We start from the raw sequence: 18,042 nt of genomic DNA, 5'->3' as shown, positions 1-18,042 counted from the left end.
TGCTCTTTAAAAATAAGGGATAAGCAAGAGATTGTAAGTCAGAAACAATTTCGGGTTGTAAGGTTAAGTAATGAAGCGTACAGGGAGGATGCCTAGGCAGTCAGAGGCGAAGAAGGGCGTGTTAATCTGCGAAAAGCGACGGTAAGCTGATAAAAAGCGTGTTAGCCGTTGATACCCGAATGGGGCAACCCAGTGCAGAATATGCACTATCGTAATATGAATAAATAGTATTGCGAGGCAAACCAGGGGAATTGAAACATCTCAGTACCCTGAGGAAAAGAAATCAACCGAGATTCCCTAAGTAGCGGCGAGCGAAAGGGGAGGAGCCCGGAGTCACCATCTTTGCGCAATTAGGGGAATCGTTTGGGAAGACGAGCCATAGAGGGTGATGGCCCCGTACCTGAAAATTGCAGCAGAGTGAGCTCGAAGAGTAGGACGGGACACGTGATATCCTGTTTGAAGATGGGGGGACCATCCTCCAAGGCTAAATACTCCTGACTGACCGATAGTGAACCAGTACCGTGAGGGAAAGGCGAAAAGAACCCCGGGAGGGGAGTGAAATAGACCCTGAAACCCTGTACGTACAAGCAGTGGGAGCTTCGAAGCAATGAGAAGTGACTGCGTACCTTTTGTATAATGGGTCAGCGACTTATATTTTGTAGCAAGGTTAACCGAATAGGGGAGCCGAAGGGAAACCGAGTCTTAACTGGGCGATGAGTTGCAAGGTATAGACCCGAAACCTAGTGATCTAGCCATGTGCAGGTTGAAGATGTGTTAATCCACATTGGAGGACCGAACCGACTTATGTTGAAAAATGAGCGGATGACATGTGGCTGGGGGTGAAAGGCCAATCAAACTAGGAGATAGCTGGTTCTCCCCGAAAGCTATTTAGGTAGCGCCTCGTGGGTTTATCTTCGGGGGTAGAGCGCTGTTTTGGCTAGGGGGCCATCCCGGCTTACCAACCCAATGCAAACTGTGAATACCGAAGAATATGACCACGGGAGACACACGGCGGGTGCTAACGTCCGTCGTGGAGAGGGAAACAACCCAGACCGCCAGCTAAGGTCCCAAAGTCATGGTTAAGTGGGAAACGATGTGGGAAGGCTTAGACAGCCAGGATGTTGGCTTAGAAGCAGCCATCATTGAAAGAAAGCGTAATAGCTCACTGGTCGAGTCGGCCTGCGCGGAAGATGTAACGGGGCTAAACCATGCACCGAAGCTGCGGATGCGTGCAAACGCATGGTAGGGGAGCGTTCTGTAAGCCGAAGAAGACGCTCTGAGAAGAGTTTTGGAGGTATCAGAAGTGCGAATGCTGACATGAGTAACGATAAAGCGGGTGAAAAGCCCGCTCGCCGAAAGACTGAGGTTTCCTGTCCAACGTTCATCGGGGCAGGGTAAGTCGACCCCTAAGGCGAGGCTGAAAAGCGTAGTCGATGGGCAACAGGTTAAGATTCCTGTACTGAGTATTACTGCGAAGGGGGGACGAAGAGGGCTAGGCAATCCGGGGGCCGGTGGTCCCGGTTCAAGCGTGTAGGAGGATGAGCCAGGCAAATCCGGCGCATCTTGACTCTGAGGCGTGATGAGGATTGCCCTTATGGGGTAAGAAGTTGCTGATGCCGAACTTCCAGGAAAAGCCTCTAAGCAACAGGTAATAGTCAATCGTACCGAAAACCGACACAGGCAGTCAGGTAGAGAATACTAAGGCGCTTGAGAGAACTCGGGTGAAGGAACTAGGCAAAATGGTGCCGTAACTTCGGGAGAAGGCACGCTGGCGTTAGGTGAAAGGACATGCTTCTGGAGCTGAGGCCAGCCGCAGAGACCAGCTAGCTGCAACTGTTTATTAAAAACACAGCACTGTGCCAACACGTAAGTGGACGTATACGGTGTGACGCCTGCCCGGTGCCGGAAGGTTAATTGATGGTGTGAGTGTCAAAACAAAGCACTTGATAGAAGCCCCGGTAAACGGCGGCCGTAACTATAACGGTCCTAAGGTAGCGAAATTCCTTGTCGGGTAAGTTCCGACCTGCACGAATGGCGTAATGATGGCTAGGCTGTCTCCACCCGAGACTCAGTGAAATTGAACTTGCTGTGAAGATGCAGTGTTCCCGCGGCAAGACGGAAAGACCCCGTGAACCTTTACTATAGCTTGACACTGAATATGAAACCTTAATGTGTAGGATAGGTGGGAAGCGAAGAAGTGTAGACGCCAGTCTATGTGGAGCTGCTGTTGAAATACCACCCTTTGATGTTTGATATTCTAACTTGGTCCCGTTATCCGGGGTGAGGACAGTGTCTGGTGGGTAGTTTGACTGGGGCGGTCTCCTCCTAAAGAGTAACGGAGGAGTACGAAGGTCAGCTCATCACGGTCGGACATCGTGAGGTGAGTGCAAAGGCATAAGCTGGCTTGACTGCGAGAGTGACGGCTCGAGCAGGTACGAAAGTAGGTCTTAGTGATCCGGTGGTTCTGAATGGAAGGGCCATCGCTCAACGGATAAAAGGTACTCCGGGGATAACAGGCTGATACCGCCCAAGAGTTCATATCGACGGCGGTGTTTGGCACCTCGATGTCGGCTCATCACATCCTGGGGCTGAAGTAGGTCCCAAGGGTATGGCTGTTCGCCATTTAAAGTGGTACGCGAGCTGGGTTTAGAACGTCGTGAGACAGTTCGGTTCCTATCTGCCGTGGGCGTAGGAAGATTGAGGGGGGCTGCTCCTAGTACGAGAGGACCGGAGTGGACGCATCACTGGTGTACGGGTTGTCATGCCAATGGCATTGCCCGGTAGCTAAATGCGGGAGAGATAACCGCTGAAAGCATCTAAGCGGGAAACTTGCCCCAAGATGAGTCTTCCCCGCAAGAGATTGTGGTAAGGGACGTTAGAGACGATGACGTAGATAGGCTGGGAGTGTAAGTGCAGCGATGTATTCAGCGGACCAGTACTAATGACCCGAGAGGCTTAACCTTACAACACCGAAACTGTTTTAGAGCGCATGACTTGCTTATTCTGAAGAAAAAAAATATGGCTTGGCGGCCAAAGTGCGGTGGACCCACCTGAAACCATCCCGAACTCAGAAGTGAAACGCCGTTGCGCCGAGGGTAGTGTGGGGTTTCCCCATGTGAGACTAGGACACCGCCAGGCTCCTTACATAAGCAGCCAAAACATTTAAAGCCGGCCTTTCTGTTGACGACATACTTACTGAAAAGACATTTTTAGGGGTGTAGTTCAATTGGTAGAGCACCGGTCTCCAAAACCGGGTGTTGGGAGTTCAAATCTCCCCACCCCTGCCATGCTTAATATAAAAGTTCAAATTTCATCTCACCTCTTCAACTGTTTACAACACCTTTTACCCCTGATTGCCATCGAGGCTCCTGTTTTTCATACAATTAAAAACATCTAAAAAATACTTGAAATATCTTCCGACTTACTCATCTGACCTCAATAACATTGAGCACATATCTCCCCAAGCTAGAAAATGACGTATTAATATGTTCAAGTGCTTCCTGTATAAAAGAACCTGCATCTGAAAGCACTGGGATTTAAGGAAACCGAAAGAGTTGTTTTTTTCAAAAATGAATTAATGAAATCTGATGAATAATCATACCAACTGCATGCTTTTCTAAAATAGAAACTTTAGAGCATTTTAAAAATAGAACATGATTTTCATAACATTATCTTTTTAGCGTAGGTTTTCGCCCCGTTGGCCCAACCCCTAGGTAGAGGAAAAACACACTCATCATCAAGATTTTATCGCGAAAATCCGAGCTAAGGTTGAACATCCTTTTCGGGTATTAAAATGCCTCTCATTCGCCCTTGATACTAAAAAATGCGCTAGAGGGCGCTATACCGTTAAAAGAAAACGTATTAACCTCCTTTTTTATCAGATTATTTTTAGGTTTTCAGTGTTTCCATAACCGTTACAATTGTAAAAAATGAAAATAATTTTCATTTTTTAGATTTAATATTTTTTCAGTATATTTTTATATCAATATATTTATTTTTTAAAATTAAACAACATATTCGGCTATGCTCTTTCCATAAAAATTTATAGTAGTCAGATTAATTTTGATCTCTTATAGATGAAAAAGAGCGTTTTTTGTAAAAATTTATTAAACACTTCAATTAAAATATTCAAATATAATTTATATATTTTAATCGAGGTGTTTATGCATATAAAAATTCCATTTTTTTCTACCAATAGAAAATATGTTTTTGAGACTCCATCACAAAAAAACAACCTTTTAAATAAAGTGAAAAAATTTTTCAAAAAAATAAAAAATTCAAATAACAATATTCAATTAAATAATTTTTTAAATTCTAAAAAAATAGATGTACGTTCTCAGGGAGAAAATTTTCTAAATGATTTAAGAAAAATCAAACACATAAATCTTGAAACAGTGATCCAGTGTCGAAATAAATACAATGATCTTAAAAAAGGGGTGCATACAAATAAAAAAGAAGAAGTAACTGGAATAGCGATGGCCTTCGTTTTATTTGAAAATGTTAAATTTAAATTAGATGATTTTCTAGTAATTGCAAAAATCCGAAATATATGCGAAGAGCATGGGAAAGATCATGGTTTTAGTGATGAAAATTCTACAGATGATTTACTGAAAACAGATTTTAAGGGTCTTGTGGATCAAGCTGCTTTTTATACAGTTCAAGAGGAACTTTTCGGAAAAACCAATTTGACACATGCTAATATAGCAAGTATTTATAAAAATAATAGTTATAAGATAAATCGATATTATGATTATTTATCTAAATTACAGGGTCTTTCAACATATAACGATGAAGAGATAAAAAGTCTTTTAAACTCCTTAAAAGCAGATAAAAAACTGCATGCTTGGAGTCGTTAGATAAATTTTATAATAAGATTTTTTTGAGTCAAATATGCAATTTGTTGATTGGTCTTCAAAGATAAGATTCTCATTCAATAAATATTCGAATTACTTTATCATACATTCCCTCTTTAAAAACACCTACTTTACACAACAACCCATAAATTGAATAAATGAGTACCTTTCGATTATTGAAAATTTAAGTCAACAAGTGCAATCTATATGACATTTAATGCAAAAAATTGAACGATGTATGAGCGATGACCTATGTTAGATCTAAATTCAATTGATTATCCGTTCCCTACTGCTCCCGTTTCATTGAGCCAGAATGAAACCGTATTTTATCGTGAAAAAATCAAAGGATTGTTAAAAAAAAGGAATGCGGTATTGGTCGCGCACTATTACACCAGCCCAGATATTCAATCTTTGGCAGAAGAAACAGGGGGTTGTGTCGCCGACTCATTAGAAATGGCGCGTTTTGGTTGTCATCACCCTGCATCGACTTTATTGGTTGCCGGCGTTCGTTTTATGGGGGAAACGGCTAAAATTTTGAGCCCAGAAAAAACGGTATTGATGCCGACGCTAAAAGCAGAATGCTCTTTGGATTTAGGTTGCCCTGCCGATGCATTTAGCGCTTTTTGTGATGATTATTCTGATCGTACCGTGGTGGTCTACGCCAACACCTCGGCCGCCGTCAAAGCAAGAGCAGATTGGGTCGTCACCTCAAGTATTGCGGTGGAATTGATAGAACATCTGGACGATTTAGGGGAAAAAATCATTTGGGCGCCAGATAAACATTTAGGACATTATGTTCAAAAAAAAACGGGGGCAGATATCCTTTGCTGGCAAGGGGCTTGTATTGTTCATGATGAATTTAAAACACAGGCCTTAGTTCAAATGAAGGCGCTTTATCCTGACGCGGCGGTATTAGTGCACCCAGAATCTCCTCAAACGGTGGTCGAGTTGGCAGATGCCGTGGGATCAACCAGCCAGCTGATTCAATCGGCCAAAAGCTTACCTCATCAAACTTTGATCGTTGCGACAGACCGAGGGATTTTTTATAAAATGCAGAAAATGTGCCCTGATAAAACGCTATTGGCCGCCCCTACAGCCGGTGAAGGCGCAACATGTAAAAGTTGTGCTCATTGCCCTTGGATGGCGATGAATGGTTTACAAGCCATGGCCGAGGCACTAGAAGCACAGAGCAGCCCTCATGAAATTTTTGTTGAAAAGGGATTGATTGAAAAAGCATTGATTCCTTTAAATCGCATGTTAGATTTTGCCAATTCATTAAAATCCTCTTTCAAAAGCACCTCAGAAAGGATTTGATCCTAGTATCAACTGGAGTCGTCATGCTCACAAAACGTATTGAAAAAGATGCCATGGGTTCTATAGAAGTACCGGATGGGCAATTATGGGGCGCTCAAACTCAGCGTTCATTACAGCATTTTTCTATTTCTACTGAAAAAATGCCGGTTTTATTGATTGAAGCGCTCGCCATCGTGAAACATGCCACCGCTCAAGTGAATATCGATTTGGGATGTTTAGAAAAAGCAAAGGGCGAGGCCATTATTAAAGCAGCCCAAGAAATTATAGAAAAAAAACATATTGGCGAATTCCCTTTATCTGTTTGGCAAACAGGATCTGGCACACAAACCAATATGAATATCAATGAAGTTCTCGCCAATAGAGCCAGTGAAATTTTAGGCGGCAAAAGAGGCATGGCGCGTTTGGTCCATCCTAATGACGATGTGAATAAAAGCCAAAGTTCTAATGATGTTTTTCCAACCGCCATGCACATATCTGTTGTGTGTGCGCTTAAGAAAAATTTATTATTGCAATTAAAAATATTACAAAAAACTTTTCAAGAACAATCAGCTGAGTTCCATTCTATTGTGAAAATCGGCCGCACGCATTTGCAAGATGCCACGCCGCTCACTTTAGGCCAAGAAATATCAGGTTGGGCCGCGATGCTGTCTCATAGCATCGATCATATTCAAGCCACTTTACCGCATCTTTATGAGCTGGCATTAGGCGGGACAGCCGTAGGCACTGGGTTAAATACACATCCAGAATATGCTGAACGTGTCGCGAAAAAAATCTCAGAGATGACAAAAGAGCCCTTTGTCAGCGCGCCAAATAAATTTGAAGCGTTGGCGACCTGTGATGCGTTGGTGCATGGGCATGGTGCAATAAAAGGTCTGGCCGCGTCCTTAATGAAAATTGCCAATGATATCAGATGGCTTGCATCTGGCCCTCGTTCTGGGATTGGCGAAATTATTATTCCTGAAAATGAGCCTGGCAGCTCGATCATGCCAGGTAAAGTCAATCCTACCCAATGTGAAGCCATGACCATGTTATGTGCTCAGGTGATGGGAAATGATGTCGCGATTAACATTGGTGGGGCTTCAGGTAATTTTGAATTGAATGTATTCCGCCCCATGATTATTTATAACTATCTGCAATCTATGGAATTATTATCAGATGGCATACATGGGTTTAACCAATATTGTGCAAAAGATATTCAACCTAACAGAACACGTATCACAAAGTTATTAAATGATTCACTGATGTTAGTGACGGCGTTGAATACGCATATTGGTTATGACAAAGCGGCGGACATTGCGAAGTTAGCACATAAAAAAGGTCTTACGCTTAAAGCATCGGCGTTAACATTGGGCTATCTGACGGAGGAACAGTTTGAAAAGTGGGTGCGCCCAGAGGATATGGTCGGAAACAAAAAAATATAGTTTTTATCAGAGTGGCTGGGGCCCCTCCTTGTTTTTTATGTACGGGGGGCGCCAGAATAGTTAAAAAAGACATTCAGTTTTATCTTTTTCTATTCTTTGTCCATTTTTATTTCACCGATGGCTTTCAGTAACGCTTTGATCATCATGGGGTGAGCCGCAATGATATTCTCAGATATCTCATGATCATGGCCCCCTGAAAGATCGGTGACCAGCCCACCTGCCTCACTCACCAACATTTCTCCCCCCCAAAAATCCTGTTTTTTAATGGCGATAGCGAAAAAACTGTCCAAACGGCCTGCGGCGACATAGGCAAAATCGAGGGCAGACGAGCCCGAACAATGAAAATTCATTTTTTTGTTGATAAGCAACATGATCAATTGGCTCAGCTCATGAGGTGCGTGCTTTTTTTGATCGATAGATAAAAGAGTACTGATTGTACTGCCTGTGAGATCCTTCGTTTTATTGTTCATGCGGAGACGATAACCATTAAGCTGAGCACCTTGCCCTCGAGTGGTAGTAAACAATTCATTACGAATAGGATCATAAATGATGGCTATTTCTGTCCGTCCTTTGACACGTAAAGCAACAGAAATGGAAAAATGAGGGAGGCGTTTCAGGAAATTATTTATACCGTTTATTGGATCCACTATCCATTTCATATCAGACTCTTTCTCAGGTATTGCATCGTCATATTTTGTGGTCACAATGTGAGTGGGATAGGATTGATGAATTGTTTCAATGATCCTCTGCGCTGCTTGTTGTTGGACAAAGGAGACAAACTCATTATTTTCTTGATTATAAGAGGGAGTTTCATAACATTTAGCAATAAAATTCCCTGCTTTTCGGGTCGCGCGTATGGCGATATTGAGCATCGGGTGCATTGATTGGTATCCATAAACAGATGTTAAAGAGCAAGAGATCTATAAATCAAGAACCCATAGCCAAAAGCGGGCGAGTATACACATTTCAATAAAATCATGAAAGAGTAGCAAAGGTCATCATGTGATAAAATTCACTTTTTAATTGAGTATTTTTATGGTTCGTATATTGCACAATATTCGTATTGTTTTGGTTGAAACTTCTCACCCTGGCAATATAGGCTCTGTCGCAAGAGCAATGAAAACCATGGGATTGAGTGATCTCTATTTAGTCAATCCATCCAAAAAACCGGACGCAAAAACCATATCATTGGCGGCTGGGGCCGCTGATCTGATCGAGCGGTCTACTCTGGTAGACACTCTAGATACTGCCTTGGCTGAATGCAATCTGGTGATAGGCGCCAGCGCGCGTTCACGAACTTTATCCTGGCCGGAAATAGATCCCAAACAATGCGCACTATATAGTCTTCATCAGGCCGAGAGCGGCCCTGTTGCATTAGTGTTTGGCTGTGAGCGGACAGGTTTGAGCAATCTCGAATTGCAAAAATGCCACTATCATGTGGTCATCCCTACTAACCCAGAATACAGCTCTCTGAATTTAGCAATGGCAGTCCAAATTTTGTCTTATGAAATCAGACTTGCTTATTTGAAAAGCGCCTCTGAATCTCAGATATCCAAAATACCCAATTACCCTTTAGTCAACGAGTTAGAATGTTTTTATCAACATTTAGAAGAAGTTTTGCTGCACGTTGGTTTTATTCATCCGGCTCGTCCAAGACAAATGATGCATCAGTTACGGCGATTATTTACACGTGCTCGCCTAGAGAATAAGGAGCTCAATATTCTACGCGGTATATTGACCTGTATTAAAAAATCTCCAATAAATTCAAAAAAATAATGTATTTTTATCGACAAGGCAGTGCACGTTCAGCGTAAAATATTAATCGACTGTGTCGCTTATGTGCGATTTGGTATGCCGTCGTTGTGTCATCTATTCTTTTTCTTTCATTCATTCGAATGCGCTCATACTATTAGGGCAGCATGAAATTAACGTTAAATATCAATATTAGCCGCTTTTAAAGCGTTCTCTTCGATAAAATTTCGTCTAGGCTCTACCGCATCTCCCATCAACGTTGTAAACAATTGATCTGCGGCGATCGCGTCTTTTATCCTGACCTGTAGCATGCGACGCGTTTCTGGGTCCATGGTGGTCTCCCAGAGCTGGCCCGGATTCATTTCTCCCAATCCTTTGTAGCGCTGAATGGCCAAGCCACGACGAGATTCTTTCATCAGCCAATCCAGGGCCTCTTCAAAACTGTTGATACAGGTCTTTTTTTCTCCTCGTTGAAGGAAAGCACCAGGTTCTAACAGATCTCGTAATTGATCGCCCCAGTGACAGATTTTTTGATATTCGCTACTTTGAATAAAGTGCAGATCGAGCAGATAGTCCGTGTCAACACCATGGGTACGAATTTTCAATACAGGGTCATATATTTCGTTCTCTGTATTTTTATTCAATACAAAAATATAATGACTGCCTTGCGTTTCTTTTTCGTTTAATTTATCCACCAGCAGGGTCATCCAGGCTTGAAGTTTTTCGGAATCTTTGAGGTCGCCTTCCTGTAAGGTTGGTTGATAGATCATCTGATTTAAAAGCGCCCGAGGATATCGACGTTCCATTCGATTAAGCGTTTTCTGCACACTATAGTGTTGATGCACCAATTTTTCGAGCGAGGCACCAGAAAGCGCAGGCGCCTGGGGATGAGTATGAAATTTGACGCCTTCCAAGGCTAAAGACATCTGGTACTTTTCCATGGCATCATCATCTTTGATGTATTGTTCCTGCTTGCCTTTTTTCACTTTGTATAAAGGAGGTTGTGCAATAAAAATATGTCCTCGTTCAATCAATTCAGGCATTTGTCGGTAAAAAAAAGTCAACAATAAAGTACGGATATGTGAGCCATCGATATCCGCATCCGTCATAATAATAATGCTGTGGTAACGCAATTTGTCGGGATTATATTCGTCTCTGCCTATCCCACAGCCTAAGGCCGTGATGAGCGTAGCGACTTCTTCAGAAGCCAGCATTTTGTCAAAACGCGCTTTCTCTACGTTCAAGATTTTTCCCTTTAAAGGCAGAATGGCTTGATTTTTACGGTTTCGGCCCTGTTTTGCAGATCCGCCTGCTGAGTCGCCTTCTACCAGATAAATTTCAGATAAAGCCGGATCACGCTCCTGGCAATCCGCCAATTTCCCAGGCAAACCGGCGAGATCCAAGGCACCTTTACGTCTTGTCATTTCACGAGCTTTACGGGCCGCTTCACGGGCACGCGCCGCATCGATAATTTTATTGACAATTGTTTTTGCATCAGACGGATTTTCAAGAAGATACTCGACCAGTTTTTCATTCATCAAGGTTTCAACCGCGGTTTTGACCTCAGAAGACACCAGCTTGTCTTTGGTTTGAGAGGAAAATTTGGGATCCGGCACTTTGACTGAAATGACCGCGATTAAACCTTCACGCGCATCGTCTCCAGTCGCATTGATTTTTGATTTTTTGCTGAAACCTTCTTTTTCCATATAACTGTTCATGGTGCGGGTCATCGCGGCTCGGAAACCGACCAAATGGGTGCCGCCATCCCTCTGTGGGATGTTATTGGTAAAGCAGTAGATATTTTCCTGAAATCCATCGTTCCACTGCAGAGCGACTTCTACACCAATGTCATCTTTGACAGTCGAAAAATAAAATACCTTTGGGTGGATGGGGGTTTTATTTTTGTTTAAATATGTCACAAAAGCTTGAATACCGCCTTCATAGTGAAAATGCTTTTCTTGATCGTTGCGTTTGTCTTCAAGGCAAATGAAAACACCAGAATTAAGAAAAGACAGCTCGCGTAAACGCTTTGCCAAAATATCGTATTGAAATTCCGTTTGGTTGGTAAATGTTTTTAGACTCGGCCAAAAACGGACCCTGGTTCCTGTCAATTCCGTTTTACCCATCACTTTTAAAGGAGCTTGCGGCTCACCCATGACATAAGTTTGTTGGTGTATCGAGCCTTCACGAGAAATAGTCAGCTCTAATTTTTCAGATAAGGCGTTCACCACTGAAACCCCTACACCATGCAATCCGCCTGACACTTTATAGGAGTTGTCATCAAATTTACCGCCAGCATGCAAGACAGTCATGATGACCTCGGCTGCCGAAACTCCTTCTTCCTCGTGAATACCGGTCGGAATGCCTCGACCATCATCTTCTACTGACACAGAATTATCCTCATGAATAATGACCGTGATTTTTTTACAATATCCAGCAAGGGATTCGTCGATCGCGTTATCCACAACCTCAAACACCATATGGTGTAAACCGGTCCCATCATCTGTATCACCAATATACATCCCTGGACGTTTACGAACGGCATCCAGCCCTTTTAATACCTTGATATTTGATGAATCATAAGTATTTGACATTCAGTTTCTCTCTTAATGTTGACTTTATGGTTGAAGCGCTATTTTGCCGTCTTCGACAAGAAATATTTTTGAGGTGTCATTGACCATGTCAACGATAGATTCGTTGTTGATGGTATTGATGAAAAATTGCGCTTGAGTCGATTTCAAACATTCGATTAATAACCGTCCTCTAGTCGCATCTAATTCAGAAGGAAAATCATCCAGCAAATAAAAACAATTTAGCCCGGTTTGCTGGGTCAACAATTCGCCCTGTGCTAATCGAAGTGCGCAGATCAATAATTTTAGCTGGCCTCTTGACAATATATTTTCTACCGTTTTGCCCTCTGCTCTGACACGAAAATCTGCTTTATGAGGGCCATAGTTGGTGTAAGCCAGTATTTTATCGCGTTCAAACTGATTTTTTAATAACTCGCCATATGCCCGATTCGGATCCCAGCCCTGTTGAAAAGAGAAGTTCAGTGACAGCTCCGGCAGTAATACTGCACAACGGGCAGTAATATGGGGTACAAGCATTTCAATGTATTTTTTTCGCCATTAGCTGATACGTTGAGCCAGAGGAATCAGTTCTTTATCCCAAGGATAGATATGATCATAACAGTTGATGTTCTGTAGTAAGGCGTTGCGTTGTCTGAGTAATTTTTTAAAATTTGCCCATACATTGAAAAACTCGGATTGATGATGGAAACAGCCCCAATCCAGAAAAGCCCGCCGAAACTTAGGGCCGCCAAGGAGTAAAGAAAAACCTTCAGGTGTCATTAATTGTATCGGAAGCATTTTCGCCAAATCAGCGAACTTATGTCTGCTCGATCCATCGATACGTACTTGTGTTTCGCCTTGACGATTTTTGCTTAAACCGATGAGCGCGGTTTCATGATCTTTTTTTAGCCTCGCATGCAGCACAAACTCATGAGCATCATGACGAATAAGATGTCCCGTTTGTGAAGTGCGAAACCCCTTACCATGACCCAAAGTATAAATCGCTTCTAGTAAGTTGGTTTTACCTGAGCCATTCCTGCCGATAAAAAAATTAAACTTTACTCCCAAAAATAGGTCCGCGTAAGCGATATTACGAAAATCACGAATCAGTAATCGTGTTAATGCCATTGAATGCTCATATCAACATTAAAGCCGCATCGGCATGAGAATATAGCTCACCATCTGACTTGAATGATCTTCAATTTGCAGGCTACTGGCCGCATTGATCAACAGAAAACGGACTTTGTCACATTTCAAAATATTGAGAATATCGAGTATATAACTTACGTTTAAACCAATTTCGAGTTCTTCTCCCTCGTATTCAATATCTAAAATTTCTTCTGCTTCTTCTTGTTCCGGATTATTGGCCGTTATTTTCATTTGATTATGGCTCAGATAAAGCCGCACCCCCCGAAATTTTTCATTCGATAAAATAGCCACTCGGGAAAAAGCCTGCTTGAGAAGGTCACATTTTGCTTCAAGTATTTTATTCGGATTTTTTGGAAGAACCCGACGATAATCAGGGAAACGCGCATCGATTAATTTACAGGTGAAGGTCAAATTATCCAGATGAGCTCGAATATTATGCTCACCGATGTGCAACTTTACAGGATGAACGCTGGCCTCTAATAAACGTCCTAATTCTATCACTCCTTTGCGAGGCACTATGACTGAATAGGAAGGCAAAGTCTCATCGGTAGACATAGAACACACTGCCAAACGATGTCCGTCCGTTGCAACAGTACGTAACTCTTTATTTTCTGTTTCGAAGAGCATTCCGTTGAGATAATAACGGACATCTTGATGTGCCATGGAAAACTGAGTGGCATCAATTAATTTTTTTAATGTCTCTTGGGGTAACGAAAATGCGACCTGAGTTTTCCAGTCATCTAAACCAGGGAAACCAGATGAGGGTAAAGTAGAAAGCGAAAATCGACTTCGCCCTGAATAGACAAGTAAGCGATCACCATCCAGGGTTACGGTGATGGTCGATCCTTCTAACAACCCTCGCCAAATATCAAAAAACTTGCGAGCGGGAACGGTGGTAGAACCTGACTCATGCAAATCAGAATGAGATAAAACCACTCGAACGACCATCTCCATTTGTAGATCAGTAGCCGTCAAGAACAACACATTCTCATTGACCTGTAATAGTAAGTTTCCAAGAATAGGCATCGTCGGACGCGCGGATAAAGGGCTGATAACCTGTTGTAATGGTTTTAATAAATGTTCACGCTCAATAATAAATTTCATGTCATCGTTTTATATACTAGGAGGATAATGTTCGAATGAGATTAGAAAAATCTTCCTTCATATTATGACTTTCTTCACACAATTGTTCGATCTTTCGGCAAGCGTGCAGCACAGTGGTGTGATCGCGTCCCCCGAACGCGGCGCCAATTTCAGGAAGACTATGATTGGTGAGCTCTTTAGCTAAAGCCATCGCCATTTGACGTGGGCGGGCGACGACACGTGATCGCCTTTTGGAAAGTAAATCCGCGACCTTAATTTTATAATACGCGGCAACTGTTCTTTGAATATTATCAATCGTGACCAACTTTTCCTGCAGGGCCAATAAATCACGTAAAGCGTCTCGTACAAAATCGATGGTAATCGCCTTGCCTGTGAAGTTTGCGTTCGCCATCACCCTGTTCAAAGCACCTTCAAGCTCACGGACATTAGATCGCAAACGTTTGGCGATGAAAAACGCCACTTCTCCTGGCAACCGAATATTATTTTCATCCGCCTTTTTCATCAAAATCGCTACGCGCGTTTCAAGTTCTGGTGGGGCAATCGCCACGGTTAATCCCCAACCAAAACGAGATTTGAGGCGATCTTCCACTCCATTAATCTCTTTAGGATAACGATCCGACGTCAAAATAATTTGCTGATTGCCTTCTAATAAGGCATTAAACGTGTGAAAAAACTCTTCTTGAGAACGTTCTTTATTGGCAAAAAATTGAATGTCATCTATTAACAATGCATCGACCGAACGATAATAGCGTTTAAATTCTTCGATTGCGTTATTTTGTAACGCTTTAACCATGTCTTGCACAAAGCGTTCAGAGTGCATATACACCACCTTTGCTTTGGTTTTATGCGCAATAATGCCATTGCCTACAGCGTGCAATAAATGTGTTTTTCCAAGACCTGTGTCACCATATAAAAAAAGAGGATTATAAGCAGCTCCCGGGTTACCAGAGACCTGTATTGCGGCAGCCCGAGCCAACTGATTGGATTTACCCTCTACGAAAGTATCAAAGGTGTTTTTAAGATTGACATTAGATCGATAAACATACCCAGATTTAATAGGGGAAGGCGCCCAACTTGGTTTTAAAGAAGCTGGTCGGTTCGTTTCAGAGTCGATTTGTGGGGATGATTTGTTCCCTACTTCAAAGCGAAGAGACGGCACTTCCTGAGGAGAAAAATCATTTAATAAATGACAAATATGATCAATATATTTGTCACGAACCCAATCCAAAACAAAACGATTAGGGGCATAAAACGTTAAAGTATTGTCGATCAATTCCACCTGTATAGGGCGTATCCACATACTAAATTCTGTGGCAGGTAATTCGTCTTGCAATCGGGCAAGACATTGCTGCCAAAGCGAAAGTGACACGGCAAACTCCATTCAAACAAAACTCATTAAAAGATTTTCTGTCATTGTACCACATTGATCACAGGCCCCCCTGACGATGCTCTGCTGCTAAAGTGCGACAAACACTTTGAGCTTCATGCCGGGGAGATAGAATACAGCGCTTTACACAAGACAGGATCATACCTGAAACTCAAACATAGATCTTCTTCCCTGAATATGAAACAGATGGCTAAAATTTTTTATTAAGATATAGATTTCTTCGTAACAGGATTGGTGAGATGTACTATAGATGTCATTTAGAAATCCTGACAATGAGTAAAATCAATTGATGAATCCAAAAAATGCCCATTTGGCAACGCATTACTTACAGTTTGATCGCGCTCAATGGGCTTCATTGCGTGATTCTGTTCCATTAATATTGACAGAAGAAGAAATAATCAGGTTAAGGGGGATTAATGAAAACCTTTCGTTAGAAGAAGTGGCTGCCATTTATTTGCCTCTGTCCAGATTACTGAATTTTTATATTAGTTCAAATTTACGGCAGAGGGCGATTCTAGAAGAATTTTTAGGGACTCACAAGCAAAACGTGCCCTACGTTATTGGCATTGCCGGCAGTGTTGCTGTCGGTAAAAGTACAACAGCACGTTTATTACAGGCTTTACTCAGTCGTTGGCCAGAACATCGACGTGTTGAGTTGGTGACAACCGATGGTTTTTTGCATTCAAATAAAGTTCTGACCGAACGGGGGTTAATGAAAAAAAAAGGATTCCCCGAGTCGTACGATATGAAAAATCTGGTCAAGTTTATTTCCAGGATCAAATCGGGCGCCCCTAAAGTAGAGGCCCCTGTTTATTCTCATCTGAGATACGACATTATTCCTAATCAAAAAAAAATAGTTCAACAGCCGGATATTTTGATCCTGGAAGGGTTGAATGTATTACAAAGTGGGATGGATTATCCACATGATCCTCATCATGTTTTTGTGTCTGATTTTGTAGACTTTTCTATTTATGTCGATGCTTCTTATGATTTATTAGCGCATTGGTATATCAACCGATTTCTTCAATTTCGTCGGGGGGCTTTCTCCGATCCCAATTCTTACTTTCATCATTATGCTCAAATTTGTGAAAAAGAAGCGATGACTGTCGCTCGTCGCTTATGGACAGAAATTAATGGATTAAATTTAAATGAAAATATTTTACCGACACGTGAACGAGCCAGTTTGATTATGACTAAGGGCGATAATCATGAGGTAAAAAGCGTGTGGCTTAAAAAATAAACGCTTTTTACGACCGCTTAGGCAAATAGAATTTCGCACTCAAGACCCCGATTTCAAATAATAAATAGATCGGAATGGCAAGCAAAGTTTGTGAAAATACATCCGGAGGGGTTAGAAGCATACCAATGATAAATGCGCCTACGAACACATAAGGGCGTTTTTTTTTCAATTGATCTGGAGTTGTCACGCCAATCCAACAGAATAAAATAATGGCAACCGGCACTTCAAAAGAAACACCAAACGCCATAAATAACGTCATGACAAAATCTAGATAGTGATTGATATCTGTAGCGATTAAGACCCCTTTAGGGGCTGATTTTGCAAAAAAATCAAAGGCGAGTGGGAATACAATAAAGTAAGCAAATGCCATACCCACATAAAAAAGACAGGTGCTTGAAATCAGTAATGGCAGCATAAGGCGGCGTTCATTTTGATACAATGCCGGGGCTACAAAACCCCAGACTTCATAAAGAATGAATGGCACTGAAATAAATATTGACAGAGTTAGAGTCAGTTTAAGAGGCGTCATAAAAGGAGAGGCTACACCAGTTGCAATCATGGTTGCGCCCACTGGAAACTGCTTTATCAAAGGGGCCGATATCCACTGATAGATATCATTAGAAAAATAAACCAACGATAAAAAAACGACGAATACAGTGATAATACAATGTAATAACCTTTTGCGTAATTCAATCAAATGACTGATAAGAGATGTATTATCCTTCATTTATTTTTTAGATTCGTAGAGTTGCTCAGCATTCATGATCTCCTGGATTTTTTTAAATGCTTAGGTTCAAGTTCTTCAAGTTCTTCAAGGCGAAATTCTTTGGATAAATCATTTTGTATTGTCTCAGAAAAAGAACGTAATATCCGAATCCAACGCGTGACTGTTTTGACTACTATAGGTAATTTTTTAGGACCTAAAACCAACAAAGTTAATACAATCACCAGTAGTAACTCACTAAAGCCAATATCAAACATGACCTAGACCTTTTTTCTTTGATGATTGGTATTGTGATTTTTTTTTTCAGATGTTCGAACCTCTTTTTTAAGAGGTTTTTCTCTTATCATCTTTTCTGAAAAAACAGCATCATTAGCATGATCCTCTTTCATTGCTTTTCTAAAGCCTCTCATTGCCGATCCGAGATCTGAACCCAAGGTTCTCAGTTTATTAGTGCCAAATAATAAAAGTACAATAAGAGCAATAATAAGTAATTGCCAGATGCTGATTCCTCCCATATTCTATTCCTCC

General features: G+C 41.8%; 12 protein-coding genes, 1 tRNA gene, 2 rRNA genes and 1 pseudogene. 8 read left to right on the top strand and 8 right to left on the bottom strand.

Annotated features, from left to right (window positions below):
- Window positions 1-61 precede the first annotated feature (61 nt).
- The 6 genes from HDEF_RS07835 (at window position 62) to fumC (ending at window position 7,588) form a co-directional block, all read left to right on the top strand.
- A 23S ribosomal RNA gene (locus HDEF_RS07835) occupies window positions 62-2,963 on the top strand.
- Window positions 2,964-3,022: 59 nt separating this feature from the next.
- Window positions 3,023-3,138: ribosomal RNA gene (gene rrf, locus HDEF_RS07830) — 5S ribosomal RNA — on the top strand.
- A 73-nt stretch (window positions 3,139-3,211) separates the two neighbouring features.
- Window positions 3,212-3,287, top strand: a tRNA-Trp gene (locus HDEF_RS07825).
- 876 nt (window positions 3,288-4,163) lie between these two features.
- On the top strand, window positions 4,164-4,856 hold the full coding sequence (locus tag HDEF_RS07820; RefSeq protein ID WP_174889345.1) for a hypothetical protein: 693 nt from the start codon (window positions 4,164-4,166) through the stop codon (window positions 4,854-4,856).
- A gap of 249 nt (window positions 4,857-5,105) precedes the next feature.
- Entirely contained in the window at window positions 5,106-6,167 is a 1,062-nt protein-coding gene (gene nadA / locus HDEF_RS07815; RefSeq protein ID WP_015874111.1) for a quinolinate synthase NadA, read from the top strand.
- A 23-nt stretch (window positions 6,168-6,190) separates the two neighbouring features.
- Window positions 6,191-7,588 carry a class II fumarate hydratase gene (fumC, locus tag HDEF_RS07810; RefSeq protein ID WP_015874110.1) on the top strand — a complete coding sequence of 466 codons (1,398 nt, stop codon included), beginning with the start codon at window positions 6,191-6,193 and terminating at the stop codon, window positions 7,586-7,588.
- 89 nt (window positions 7,589-7,677) lie between these two features.
- Here the strand turns inward: fumC and HDEF_RS07805 are convergent, their stop codons facing one another.
- Entirely contained in the window at window positions 7,678-8,469 is a 792-nt protein-coding gene (locus tag HDEF_RS07805) for an inositol monophosphatase family protein (protein WP_015874109.1), read from the bottom strand.
- A gap of 163 nt (window positions 8,470-8,632) precedes the next feature.
- Between HDEF_RS07805 and trmJ the strand changes: the two genes are divergently transcribed.
- The gene (trmJ, locus tag HDEF_RS07800; RefSeq protein WP_171770500.1) at window positions 8,633-9,364 is read left to right on the top strand and encodes a tRNA (cytosine(32)/uridine(32)-2'-O)-methyltransferase TrmJ; all 732 of its coding nucleotides are present in this window, start codon (window positions 8,633-8,635) and stop codon (window positions 9,362-9,364) included.
- Between the two features lie 155 nt (window positions 9,365-9,519).
- Here trmJ and gyrB read toward each other — a convergent pair whose 3' ends face one another.
- The 4 genes and pseudogenes from gyrB to dnaA all read right to left on the bottom strand — a co-directional run bounded on the left by gyrB (window position 9,520) and on the right by dnaA (window position 15,532).
- On the bottom strand, window positions 9,520-11,934 hold the full coding sequence (gyrB, locus tag HDEF_RS07795) for a DNA topoisomerase (ATP-hydrolyzing) subunit B (protein WP_015874107.1): 2,415 nt from the start codon (window positions 11,932-11,934) through the stop codon (window positions 9,520-9,522).
- Between the two features lie 24 nt (window positions 11,935-11,958).
- Window positions 11,959-13,038 (bottom strand): annotated as a pseudogene (recF, locus tag HDEF_RS07790) (DNA replication/repair protein RecF).
- Window positions 13,039-13,056: 18 nt separating this feature from the next.
- Entirely contained in the window at window positions 13,057-14,163 is a 1,107-nt protein-coding gene (gene dnaN, locus HDEF_RS07785) for a DNA polymerase III subunit beta (protein ID WP_015874106.1), read from the bottom strand.
- Window positions 14,164-14,179: 16 nt separating this feature from the next.
- A complete protein-coding gene (dnaA, locus tag HDEF_RS07780) occupies window positions 14,180-15,532 on the bottom strand; it encodes a chromosomal replication initiator protein DnaA (RefSeq protein WP_086935044.1) in 1,353 nt (450 codons plus the stop codon).
- 307 nt (window positions 15,533-15,839) lie between these two features.
- Here dnaA and coaA point away from each other — a divergent pair, with 307 nt between their 5' ends.
- On the top strand, window positions 15,840-16,790 hold the full coding sequence (coaA, locus tag HDEF_RS07775) for a type I pantothenate kinase (protein WP_015874104.1): 951 nt from the start codon (window positions 15,840-15,842) through the stop codon (window positions 16,788-16,790).
- Between the two features lie 7 nt (window positions 16,791-16,797).
- Here coaA and tatC read toward each other — a convergent pair whose 3' ends face one another.
- The 3 genes from tatC to tatA are packed head-to-tail and all read right to left on the bottom strand — an operon-like array spanning window position 16,798 to window position 18,029.
- Window positions 16,798-17,517: a twin-arginine translocase subunit TatC gene (gene tatC, locus HDEF_RS07770; protein WP_015874103.1), complete on the bottom strand. Its 720-nt coding sequence runs from the start codon at window positions 17,515-17,517 to the stop codon at window positions 16,798-16,800.
- Between the two features lie 32 nt (window positions 17,518-17,549).
- Window positions 17,550-17,771, bottom strand: a complete 222-nt coding sequence (gene tatB / locus HDEF_RS07765; protein ID WP_044612559.1) for a Sec-independent protein translocase protein TatB — start codon at window positions 17,769-17,771, stop codon at window positions 17,550-17,552.
- A 3-nt stretch (window positions 17,772-17,774) separates the two neighbouring features.
- Window positions 17,775-18,029 (bottom strand): twin-arginine translocase TatA/TatE family subunit, encoded by a 255-nt coding sequence (gene tatA / locus HDEF_RS07760; protein WP_015874102.1) that lies wholly within the window; start codon window positions 18,027-18,029, stop codon window positions 17,775-17,777.
- Between the last annotated feature and the right edge of the window lie 13 nt (window positions 18,030-18,042).

The sequence above is a fragment of the Candidatus Hamiltonella defensa 5AT (Acyrthosiphon pisum) genome, from assembly GCF_000021705.1.
In the GTDB taxonomy this organism is placed as follows: Bacteria; Pseudomonadota; Gammaproteobacteria; order Enterobacterales; family Enterobacteriaceae; genus Hamiltonella; species Hamiltonella defendens.
This window is presented reverse-complemented; position numbering and strand designations above follow the sequence as displayed.

Excerpts from the sequence above, each read along its gene's own strand:
- tatA (WP_015874102.1), bottom strand. The coding sequence starts at position 18,029 with ATGGGAGGAATCAGCATCTGGCAATTACTTATTATTGCTCTTATTGTA.
- fumC (WP_015874110.1), top strand. The coding sequence starts at position 6,191 with ATGCTCACAAAACGTATTGAAAAAGATGCCATGGGTTCTATAGAAGTA.
- nadA (WP_015874111.1), top strand. The coding sequence starts at position 5,106 with ATGTTAGATCTAAATTCAATTGATTATCCGTTCCCTACTGCTCCCGTT.
- gyrB (WP_015874107.1), bottom strand. The coding sequence starts at position 11,934 with ATGTCAAATACTTATGATTCATCAAATATCAAGGTATTAAAAGGGCTG.
- coaA (WP_015874104.1), top strand. The coding sequence starts at position 15,840 with ATGAATCCAAAAAATGCCCATTTGGCAACGCATTACTTACAGTTTGAT.
- tatC (WP_015874103.1), bottom strand. The coding sequence starts at position 17,517 with ATGAAGGATAATACATCTCTTATCAGTCATTTGATTGAATTACGCAAA.
- HDEF_RS07820 (WP_174889345.1), top strand. The coding sequence starts at position 4,164 with ATGCATATAAAAATTCCATTTTTTTCTACCAATAGAAAATATGTTTTT.
- HDEF_RS07805 (WP_015874109.1), bottom strand. The coding sequence starts at position 8,469 with ATGCACCCGATGCTCAATATCGCCATACGCGCGACCCGAAAAGCAGGG.
- dnaN (WP_015874106.1), bottom strand. The coding sequence starts at position 14,163 with ATGAAATTTATTATTGAGCGTGAACATTTATTAAAACCATTACAACAG.
- tatB (WP_044612559.1), bottom strand. The coding sequence starts at position 17,771 with ATGTTTGATATTGGCTTTAGTGAGTTACTACTGGTGATTGTATTAACT.